Origin of the sequence: Pseudomonas sp. P7759 (genome assembly GCF_013386445.1) — a bacterium.
GTDB classification, from domain to species: Bacteria; Pseudomonadota; Gammaproteobacteria; order Pseudomonadales; family Pseudomonadaceae; genus Aquipseudomonas; species Aquipseudomonas azotoformans_A.
Map to the genome: position 1 here is coordinate 70,591 of NZ_JACART010000020.1, position 9,895 is coordinate 80,485.

The following is a 9,895-nucleotide window of genomic DNA, read 5'->3' on the forward strand; positions in this document are numbered from 1 at the left end:
AAACAGCAATGAACTGGACCTGGTTTCACAAGCTCGGCTCGCCCAAATGGTTCTATGGCATCAGCGGCAAGCTGCTGCCGTGGTTGAGCATCGCTGCCGTATTGCTGATCGGCATCGGCCTGGTCTGGGGCCTGGCCTTTGCGCCGCCGGACTACCAGCAAGGCAACAGCTTTCGCATCATCTACATCCACGTGCCCGCCGCGATGCTGGCCCAGTCCTGCTACGTGATGCTGGCGGTGTGCGGCATCGTCGGCCTGGTGTGGAAAATGAAACTCGCGGACGTGGCCCTGCAATGCGCCGCGCCCATTGGCGCGTGGATGACTGCCGTGGCGCTGGTCACCGGCGCAATCTGGGGCAAACCCACCTGGGGTTCGTGGTGGGTGTGGGATGCGCGACTAACGTCCATGTTGATCCTGCTGTTCCTGTACTTCGGTCTGATTGCTCTGGGCAACGCGATCAGCAATCGTGACAGCGCCGCCAAGGCCTGCGCGGTGCTGGCGATTGTTGGCGTGATCAACATTCCGATCATCAAGTACTCGGTGGAGTGGTGGAACACCCTGCACCAGGGCGCCACCTTCACCCTCACCGAAAAACCGGCAATGCCCGTGGAAATGTGGGCGCCGCTGCTGCTGATGGTGCTGGGCTTCTACTGCTTTTTCGGCGCCGTGTTGCTGATGCGCATGCGCCTTGAAGTGCTCAAGCGTGAATCGCGCACCAGCTGGGTCAAGGCCGAAGTGCAAAACAGCCTGGGAGCGCGCGCATGAGTTTTGCTTCTTTCAGCGAGTTTCTCGCCATGGGCCATCACGGCCTGTATGTCTGGACGGCCTATGGCATCTGCCTGGCGGTGCTGGCCCTCAACGTCGCCGCGCCGATCCTGGCCCGCAAGCGTTACCTGCAACAAGAGGCGCGTCGTCTGCGCCGGGAGACCGAAAAGTGAATCCGCTGCGTAGAAAGCGTCTGTTGATCATCCTTGCCATCCTGGCCGGCGTCGGCATTGCCGTGGCCCTGGCCTTGAGTGCCCTGCAGCAGAACATCAACCTGTTCTACACCCCGACCCAGATCGCCAATGGCGAAGCCCCTGTCGATACACGGATTCGCGCCGGCGGCATGGTGGAGCAGGGCTCGCTGAAGCGTTCCGGTGATTCCCTGGACGTGACGTTCGTGGTCACCGACTTCAACAAAGCCGTGACCATCACCTACCGCGGCATCCTCCCGGACCTGTTCCGCGAAGGCCAAGGCATCGTCGCCCTGGGCAAGCTCAACGCCGACGGCGTGGTGGTGGCCGATGAAGTGCTGGCCAAGCACGATGAAAAATACATGCCGCCGGAAGTCACCAAGGCCCTCAAAGACAGCGGCCAATCCGCGCCAACGCCAGCGAAGGAGGGCTAAGTGATGACGTCCGCACTGTTTATTCCGGAGTTGGGCCAGTTGGCGATGATCCTCGCCCTGTGTTTTGCCGTCGTCCAGGCCGTGGTGCCGTTGCTCGGCGCCTGGCGTGGCGACCGCCTGTGGATGAGCCTGGCGCAGCCGGCGGCCTGGGGCCAGTTTGCCTTTTTGCTGTTCGCCTTTGGTTGCCTGACCTACGCCTTCATGACCGACGACTTTTCCGTCGCCTACGTCGCCAATAACTCCAACACCGCTTTGCCCTGGTACTACAAATTCAGCGCCGTGTGGGGCGCCCACGAAGGTTCGCTGCTGCTGTGGGCGCTGATTCTCGGCGGCTGGACCTTCGCGGTGTCGGTGTTCTCGCGCCAACTGCCGCAAGTGATGCTGGCGCGCGTGCTGGCGGTGATGGGCATGATCAGCATCGGCTTCCTGCTGTTTTTGATCATGACCTCCAACCCGTTCAGCCGCATCCTGCCGCAGATTCCTACGAACGGGCATGACCTCAACCCATTGCTGCAAGACATCGGCCTGATCGTGCACCCGCCGATGCTCTACATGGGTTACGTGGGTTTCTCCGTGGCCTTTGCTTTCGCCATCGCTGCCTTGCTCGGTGGGCGCCTAGATGCGGCCTGGGCACGCTGGTCGCGGCCGTGGACCATCGTCGCCTGGGCGTTCCTCGGGATTGGTATCACTTTGGGTTCGTGGTGGGCGTATTACGAACTCGGCTGGGGCGGCTGGTGGTTCTGGGACCCGGTGGAAAACGCCTCCTTCATGCCTTGGCTGGTGGGCACGGCGCTGATTCACTCGCTGGCCGTCACCGAAAAACGCGGCGTGTTCAAAAGCTGGACCGTATTGCTGGCCATCGCGGCATTTTCTCTCAGCCTGCTTGGCACTTTCCTGGTGCGTTCGGGCGTGTTGACCTCCGTGCATGCGTTCGCCTCCGACCCGGAGCGCGGCGTGTTCATCCTGATCTTCCTGCTGTTTGTGGTCGGCGGCTCCCTGACGCTGTTCGCCCTGCGTGCGCCTGTGGTCAAGAGCCAGGTCGGTTTCAACCTGTGGTCGCGGGAAACCCTGTTGCTGGGCAATAACCTGGTGCTGGTAGTGGCCGCGTCGATGATCCTGCTCGGTACCCTGTACCCATTGGTGCTGGATGCCCTGAGCGGCGCCAAGCTGTCCGTCGGCCCGCCGTACTTCAACGCGTTGTTCATTCCTTTGATGGGCCTGTTGATGGTGGTGATGGCCTTCGGCGTGCTGGTGCGCTGGAAAGACACCCCGGTGAAATGGCTGGTGGGCATGCTGATGCCGGTGCTGCTGGGCAGCGTGGCCTTGGCGGTGATCGCCGGGTTTGCCTACGGCGATTTCAACTGGGCGGTGCTCGCGACCTTCCTGCTCGCTGCCTGGGTATTGCTGGCCGGCGTGCGTGACATCGTCGACAAGACTCGCCACAAAGGCTTGATCAAGGGCCTGCCCAGCCTGACCCGCAGCTATTGGGGCATGCAGATCGCCCACATTGGCATCGCCGTGTGCGCCCTGGGCGTGGTGTTGTCCAGCCAGAACAGCGCCGAGCGCGACCTGCGCCTGGCGCCGGGTGAGTCCATGGACCTGGCCGGTTACCACTTCATCTTCGAGGGTGCCAAGCATTTCGAAGGGCCGAATTTCACGTCGGACAAAGGCACCGTTCGTGTCGTACGCAACGGCAAGGAAATCGCTGTGCTGCACCCGGAAAAACGCCTGTACACCGTGCAGAGTTCGATGATGACCGAAGCCGGCATCGACGCCGGTTTCACCCGCGACCTGTATGTGGCGTTGGGCGAACCCTTGGGCGACGGCGCCTGGGCCGTGCGCGTGCACGTGAAACCGTTCGTGCGTTGGATCTGGTTCGGCGGCCTGCTCACCGGTTTCGGTGGCTTGCTGGCCGCGCTGGACCGGCGTTATCGGGTCAAGGTCAAGAGCCGGGTGCGTGAAGCGCTCGGCCTACAGGGAGCGGCGGCATGAAGCGTTGGTTGATGGTTGTGCCGCTGGCGATGTTTCTGGTGGTTGCGGTGTTCTTGTATCGCGGGTTGTATCTGGACCCGGCCGAGCTGCCTTCGGCGATGATCGGCAAGCCGTTCCCGGCGTTTTCGCTGCCGACCGTGCAGGGCGACAAAACCCTGACCCAGGCCGACCTGCTGGGCAAACCGGCGCTGGTCAACGTGTGGGGCACCTGGTGCATCTCCTGCCGCGTCGAACACCCGGTGCTGAACAAGCTGGCCGAGAAGGGCGTGGTGATCTACGGCATCAACTACAAGGACGACAATGCAGCGGCCTTGAAGTGGCTGGCCGAGTTCCACAACCCGTATCAGCTGGATATCCGCGATGAAGACGGCAACCTCGGCCTGAACCTCGGTGTGTACGGTGCTCCGGAAACCTTCTTCATCGACGCCAAGGGCGTGATCCGCGACAAGTACGTCGGCGTGATCGACGAAGTGGTCTGGCGCGAGCAACTGGCCGCCAAGTACCAGGCGCTGGTCGATGAGGCCAAGCCATGAAGCGTCTGTTAGCCGCTGCGGTGCTGGCACTTGGACTGGTCGGCGTGGCTCATGCCGCCATCGACACTTACGAATTCGCCAAGGACGGTGACCGCGAGCGTTTCCGCGAACTGACCAAGGAGCTGCGTTGCCCCAAGTGCCAGAACCAGGACATTGCCGACTCCAACGCACCCATCGCCGCCGACCTGCGCAAAGAGATTTTCCGCATGCTGGGGGAGGGCAAGGACAACCAGCAGATCATCGACTTCATGGTCGACCGCTACGGTGATTTCGTGCGCTACAAACCGGCGCTCACCGGCAAGACCGCGCTGCTCTGGTTCGGCCCTGCCGGGCTGTTGTTGGCTGGCGTCGTCGTCATGGCCGTGATCGTGCGCCGCCGTCGCGCCGCACCGACTGACGGCTCCGACGCGCTGTCCCCTGATGAGCGTAAACGTCTCGACCAATTGCTGGACACCAAGACTGATGATTGATTTCTGGCTCGCAGCCGGCTTGCTGCTTCTGATTGCCCTGAGTTTCCTGCTGATCCCTGTACTGCGCGGCCGCCGCGCCCAGCGTGAAGAGGATCGCACCGCGCTGAACGTGGCGCTCTACCAAGAACGTGTGGCCGAGCTGCAAGTGCAGCAGGACGAAGGTGTGCTCAACGCCGCCCAACTCGACACCGGCCGCGCCGAAGCTGCGCGCGAATTACTGGCCGATACCGAAGGCGTGGAAAAGCCCCGCGAATCGCGCCTGGGCAAGCCATTGCCATTTTTGGCGGCGTTTTTGGTGCCTGTCCTGGGCGTTGCGCTGTACCTGCATTACGGGGCCAGCGACAAGGTCGAACTGACCCGCGAGTTCTCCCAGCCGCCGGTGTCCATGGAAGACATGACCCAGCGCCTGGAACGCGCCGCCGCCGCCCAACCGGATTCGCCGGAAGGCCTGTATTTCCTGGGGCGTGCCTACATGGCCCAGGACCGTTCCGCCGATGCCGCAAAGGTCTTCGAGCGCACCGTGGCCCTGGCCGGGCGCCAGCCGGAACTGCTCGGCCAGTGGGCCCAGGCGCAGTACTTTGCCGACAATAAACAGTGGTCGCCCAAGGTTCAGGCGCTGACCGATGAAGCCTTGAAGCTGGATCCGAAGGAAGTCACCAGCCTTGGCCTGCTCGGTATTGCGGCATTTGAAGGCCAGCGTTATCAGGAGGCGATTGACTACTGGAACCGTCTGCTGGCCCAACTGCCAGCGGAAGACAACTCCCGCGCGGCGTTGCAAGGTGGCATTGATCGCGCAGCTGAGAAGCTGAAAGAAAACGGCGGCACCGTCGCCCCTCAAAAAGCCGCGATGAAAGTTCGTGTAGATCTGAGCGCCGACGTGAAGGCCAAAGCCCTGCCGACTGACAGCGTGTTCATCTTTGCCCGTGCGGTCTCCGGCCCACCGGCGCCATTGGCCGCCAAACGCGTCACCGTCGCCGAACTGCCGATCACCGTCGAACTGGGCGATGCTGACGCAATGATGCCGCAGTTGAAACTGTCGAACTTCCCCGAAGTCCAACTGGTTGCGCGCATATCCCGGGCTGGTGTTCCGACAGCTGGCGAGTGGATCGGCCGCAGCCAACCCTTGGCCAGCACCACGACTGCCCTGCAGCAGCTGACCATCGACAGTCCGGACAAGTAAATCGAGGAAACGCCTATGACCGCATTTGCACGCATCACCCTGCTTAGCCTGGTATTGGGCCTGAGCGCTTGTGCGGTCCACCGCCCACCTCCCGCGCCTACCGGCCCGACCATTCCACCGTCGGGCCCGTCGACCCAGCCAACCACCAAACCCTCCGGCCCAGTGACCCCTGCACCGAAGCCAGTGCCCACCAAATCCGCGACCTTCGCCCCACCCCCGGGCGCCGTGAGCCACTGGGACGGCAAGATGCAGGTGTATGTGCTGGACGAACAGCCCGACACCTTCTACCGCCAGCGCACGTATTACCGCTGGAGCAACGGCTGGAGCCGCTCTATCAGCCCGAACGGGCCGTGGGAAGAGACCGACGTGCAGGGCGTGCCGCCGGGGTTGAGCAAGCAGTATGCGCAATGACAAAAGGCGACCTTCGGGTCGCCTTTTTCATGCCGGTGAAACACGTTCTCCAAACCAATGAAGATCACCTGTGGGAGCCGGTCTTGCCCGCGTTGGGCTGCGAAGCGGCCCCAAAACCTGGCGACGCGTTCTGCCTGAATTAACGCGGTGGCCTTACTGGGGCTGCTGCACAGCCCAACGCAGGGCAAGCCTGCTCGCCACAGGGTTGATCCGAGTTTCAGCCAAGTCCAACCTTTCACAAAACCTTCATCCAACCGACCCCCTCCAGTCATGTGCAAGTAATAGCACTGACACCTCCCGCGCCTACTGTCGTTTGAACTCAACCGCAGCCATCCCCTGGCTGTTCAAACAAGACAGAGAAGCCCATGAATCACGCTATCCATGTCGATCACTTGAACAAGACCTTTGCGAAGAAATCCGCGTTGGTCGACCTCGAACTCACCATTGCCCCAGGTGAGATGGTCGCGCTGATTGGCGCTTCCGGTTCTGGCAAGTCCACCTTGTTGCGCCACTTGGCGGGGCTGGCCTGTTGCGACAAGAGCAATGGCGGCAGCGTCAAGGTGCTGGGCCGGGAAGTGCAGGCCAGTGGGCGCTTGAATGGCAAGGTGCGGCGGCTGCGCGCAGACATCGGCTACATCTTCCAGCAGTTCAACCTGGTCAACCGCCTGAGCGTGCTCGACAACGTGCTGCTCGGTTGCCTGGGCCGCATGCCGCGCTGGCGCGGCAACCTCGGCTTGTTCAATGCCGAAGAGAAGGCGTTTGCCCTGGAATCCCTGGCGCGCGTTGGCTTGGCCGACCTGGCCGCGCAACGGGCCTCGACCTTGTCCGGCGGCCAGCAGCAGCGCGTGGCGATTGCGCGTGCATTGACCCAGCGCGCCGAGGTGATCCTCGCCGACGAACCCATCGCTTCGCTGGACCCGGAGTCGGCACGCAAGGTCATGGAGATCCTCGCTGACATCAACCGCCGCGACGGCAAGACCGTGGTGGTGACCCTGCATCAAGTCGATTACGCCATGCGTTATTGCCCGCGGGCCGTGGCCCTTAAAGGTGGCCGTATTCATTTCGACGGCCAGGGCAGCGAGATGAGCAGCCACTTCCTCAATGATTTGTACGGTGCCGACGTCGACACCAGCCTGATGTTTTCCGACCAGTCCCGCCAAACCTCCGTCACCCCTCGGCTGGCCCTGGCGCGCGCTTGAAATCCTACTCACGACCCACAGGAATCCTTTCCATGTTGAACCGTATCGGCCAAGTGTTTCTGTCCGCCGCGTTGTTGGCCAGTGTCGCCATGGGCAATGCCTACGCGGCCGACAAAGCCATCAACTTCGGCATCATGTCCACCGAGTCTTCGCAGAACCTCAAGAGCATCTGGCAGCCGTTCCTGGATGACATGCACAAGAAGACCGGCCTGACCATCAACGCCACCTTCGCCTCCGACTACGCCGGCCTGATCCAGGGCATGCGCTTCAACAAGGTCGACGTGGCCTGGTTGGGCAACAAGGCCGCGATGGAAGCGGTGGACCGTTCCAACGGCGAAATCTTCGCCCAGACCGCCGCCGCCAACGGCGCCGCCGGTTACTGGAGCGTGCTGATCGTGCGCAAGGACAGCCCGATCAACAACGTTGAAGACATGCTCAAGAACGCCAAGAACCTGACCTTTGGCAACGGTGACCCGAACTCCACCTCGGGCTACCTGGTGCCGGGTTACTACGTGTTTGCCAAGAACCATGTGGACGCCGCCACCGCGTTCAAGCGCACGTTGAACTCCAGCCATGAAGTCAACGCACTGAGCGTCGCCAAGGGGCAGTTGGACGTCGCCACCTTCAACACCGAAAGCTGGGAGCGCCTGGAAGTTACCCAGCCGGACAAGGCCGCCATGCTCAAGGTGATCTGGAAATCGCCGCTGATCCCGGCCGACCCGATGGTGTGGAGCAAGGCCCTGAGCGACAGCGAGAAAACCAAGATCCGCGACTTCTTCGCCCACTACGGTGACACCGATGAAGAGAAGGCCGTGCTGAAGAACATGCAGCTGGGCAAGTTCCTTGCCTCCAGCGACGACCAACTGTTGCCGATCCGCCAGTTGGAGCTGTTCAAGCAGCGCACCACGATCAGCGCGGACGACAAGCTGGAAGCTGCGGATAAGGCCAAGAAACTCGCCGATATCGATGCTGACCTGGCCAAGTTGCAGCAGCGCATCACCGAACTCGACAAAAAAACCGCAGCTAACGGCTAACCCCCTGTAGGAGCCGGGTTTATGTGGGAGCGGGCTTGCTCGCGAAAGCGGTGAATCAGTCGCCGGATGCATTGAATGACACACCGCATTCGCGAGCAAGTCGAATCGTCGCACCGCCGCTCCCACAGAGATCCAGTTCCCACCGTTATTGAGAGTGACCCATGACAACCTTGCACGCTGAAGCCGTCGGCAAACGCACTTGGCCGCAATACCTCGGCTGGGGCCTGTTCCTGGTCCTGCTGGCCTGGGCCTGGCACGGCGCCGAGATGAACCCGCTGGCGCTGTACCGCGATTCCGGAAACATGGCGACCTTCGCCGCCGACTTCTTCCCGCCGGACTTCCACGAATGGCGCTCCTACCTCAAGGAGATGATCGTCACCGTGCAGATCGCCCTGTGGGGCACGGTGTTGGCGATTGTCTGCTCGGTGCCGCTGGGCATTCTCTGCGCCGACAACATCACCCCCTGGTGGATCCACCAACCCCTGCGCCGGGTCATGGACGCCTTCCGCTCCATCAATGAAATGGTGTTCGCCATGTTGTTCGTGGTCGCCGTCGGCCTCGGTCCTTTCGCTGGCGTTTTGGCCCTGTGGATCAGCACCACCGGCGTCCTCGCCAAGCTGTTTGCCGAGGCCGTCGAAGCCATCGACCCAGGCCCGGTGGAAGGCGTGCGTGCCACCGGTGCCAGTGCCTTGCAGGAAGTGATCTACGGCGTGATCCCCCAGGTGATGCCGCTGTGGGTGAGCTACGCGCTGTACCGCTTCGAAGCCAACGTGCGCTCGGCCACGGTGGTCGGCATGGTCGGCGCGGGCGGGATCGGCGTGATCCTCTGGGAAAACATCCGCGCCTTTCAGTTTGTACAAACCTGCGCGGTGCTGCTGGTGATCATCGTGGTGGTGAGTTTGATCGACGTGTTGTCCCAACGCCTGCGCAAGCAGTTCATCTGACGTCGGAGGGGTGCCCGCGCGGCGCTTTTTTTAAGCATGCAGTTGTCTAGACAAGATGAGCCGGTGTACCGCGAACTCGCGGATATCCTGCGCCGTGAATTGAGCAGCTACAGCGCCGGCGACTTCCTGCCCGGCGAGGTGCACATGGCCGAGCGTTTTGGCGTCAACCGCCACACGCTGCGCCGCGCCATCGACGAGCTGGTATTCGAAGGCAGCCTGTTGCGCCGCCAGGGCAAGGGCACCCAGGTACTTGATCGCCCGTTGATCTACCCGATGGGCGCCGAGACCTCCTACAGCCAGTCGCTGTCGGCCCAAGGCGTGGGCGTGGAAGCGGTGCTGCTCAAGCGCCGTTACTGCTACGCCAGTCGCGATGAGGCGCAGCACTTGGGCATTGCCGAAATGGCGCCGATGATCGAGCTGCAGACCCTGCGCAAACTCGACCACCAACCCGTCAGCCTGATTCGCCATCGCTACTGCGCCAGCCGGGCGCCGTTGCTGGCCGACTACACCGGCGGTTCGCTGCGCCAGTACCTGCGCGAACGCGACCTGCCGCTGACGCGCACCCAAAGCCTGATCGGTGCGCGTTTGCCCAACCGTGATGAAGCCGCGCTGCTGATGATGCCTCGGCACTTGCCGGCCCTCACCGTATTCACCCTTTCCCGCGATCGCGACGGCCGCCCGGTGGAGCTGGCACAGTCCACCAGCCGTTCGGATCGCTTCCAGTACCAAGTGGTGACCTGATG

General features: G+C 62.4%; 12 protein-coding genes. All 12 read left to right on the forward strand.

What is annotated here, in order from left to right; genetic code table 11:
- The first annotated feature begins 8 nt into the window (after positions 1-8).
- The 12 genes from HX823_RS17325 to phnF all read left to right on the forward strand — a co-directional run bounded on the left by HX823_RS17325 (position 9) and on the right by phnF (position 9,893).
- The gene (locus HX823_RS17325; RefSeq protein ID WP_038842001.1) at positions 9-764 is read left to right on the forward strand and encodes a heme ABC transporter permease; all 756 of its coding nucleotides are present in this window, start codon (positions 9-11) and stop codon (positions 762-764) included.
- Positions 761-937, forward strand: a complete 177-nt coding sequence (ccmD, locus tag HX823_RS17330; protein ID WP_061435869.1) for a heme exporter protein CcmD — start codon at positions 761-763, stop codon at positions 935-937. Before HX823_RS17325 ends, ccmD begins: the two co-directional genes overlap by 4 nt.
- The gene (gene ccmE, locus HX823_RS17335) at positions 934-1,389 is read left to right on the forward strand and encodes a cytochrome c maturation protein CcmE (protein ID WP_028615684.1); all 456 of its coding nucleotides are present in this window, start codon (positions 934-936) and stop codon (positions 1,387-1,389) included. Before ccmD ends, ccmE begins: the two co-directional genes overlap by 4 nt.
- 3 nt (positions 1,390-1,392) lie before the next feature.
- Complete coding sequence (locus HX823_RS17340) at positions 1,393-3,381, forward strand: heme lyase CcmF/NrfE family subunit (RefSeq protein ID WP_177075730.1); 1,989 nt, start codon at positions 1,393-1,395, stop codon at positions 3,379-3,381.
- Positions 3,378-3,914: a DsbE family thiol:disulfide interchange protein gene (locus HX823_RS17345; RefSeq protein WP_016978490.1), complete on the forward strand. Its 537-nt coding sequence runs from the start codon at positions 3,378-3,380 to the stop codon at positions 3,912-3,914. Before HX823_RS17340 ends, HX823_RS17345 begins: the two co-directional genes overlap by 4 nt.
- Positions 3,911-4,384 carry a cytochrome c-type biogenesis protein gene (locus HX823_RS17350; RefSeq protein WP_017136200.1) on the forward strand — a complete coding sequence of 158 codons (474 nt, stop codon included), beginning with the start codon at positions 3,911-3,913 and terminating at the stop codon, positions 4,382-4,384. The genes HX823_RS17345 and HX823_RS17350 overlap by 4 nt, the downstream gene beginning before the upstream one ends.
- Entirely contained in the window at positions 4,377-5,564 is a 1,188-nt protein-coding gene (gene ccmI / locus HX823_RS17355) for a c-type cytochrome biogenesis protein CcmI (RefSeq protein WP_038842010.1), read from the forward strand. The genes HX823_RS17350 and ccmI overlap by 8 nt, the downstream gene beginning before the upstream one ends.
- A 15-nt stretch (positions 5,565-5,579) precedes the next feature.
- Entirely contained in the window at positions 5,580-5,975 is a 396-nt protein-coding gene (locus HX823_RS17360) for a lipoprotein (protein ID WP_033901408.1), read from the forward strand.
- Positions 5,976-6,340: 365 nt separating this feature from the next.
- Entirely contained in the window at positions 6,341-7,174 is an 834-nt protein-coding gene (phnC, locus tag HX823_RS17365; protein ID WP_033897600.1) for a phosphonate ABC transporter ATP-binding protein, read from the forward strand.
- Positions 7,175-7,206: 32 nt separating this feature from the next.
- Positions 7,207-8,208, forward strand: coding sequence for a phosphonate ABC transporter substrate-binding protein (gene phnD / locus HX823_RS17370; protein WP_038845852.1), 1,002 nt, complete (start codon positions 7,207-7,209; stop codon positions 8,206-8,208).
- 161 nt (positions 8,209-8,369) lie between these two features.
- Positions 8,370-9,152 (forward strand): phosphonate ABC transporter, permease protein PhnE, encoded by a 783-nt coding sequence (phnE, locus tag HX823_RS17375; RefSeq protein WP_016978496.1) that lies wholly within the window; start codon positions 8,370-8,372, stop codon positions 9,150-9,152.
- Between the two features lie 36 nt (positions 9,153-9,188).
- On the forward strand, positions 9,189-9,893 hold the full coding sequence (gene phnF / locus HX823_RS17380) for a phosphonate metabolism transcriptional regulator PhnF (protein ID WP_167351257.1): 705 nt from the start codon (positions 9,189-9,191) through the stop codon (positions 9,891-9,893).
- Positions 9,894-9,895 lie beyond the last annotated feature (2 nt).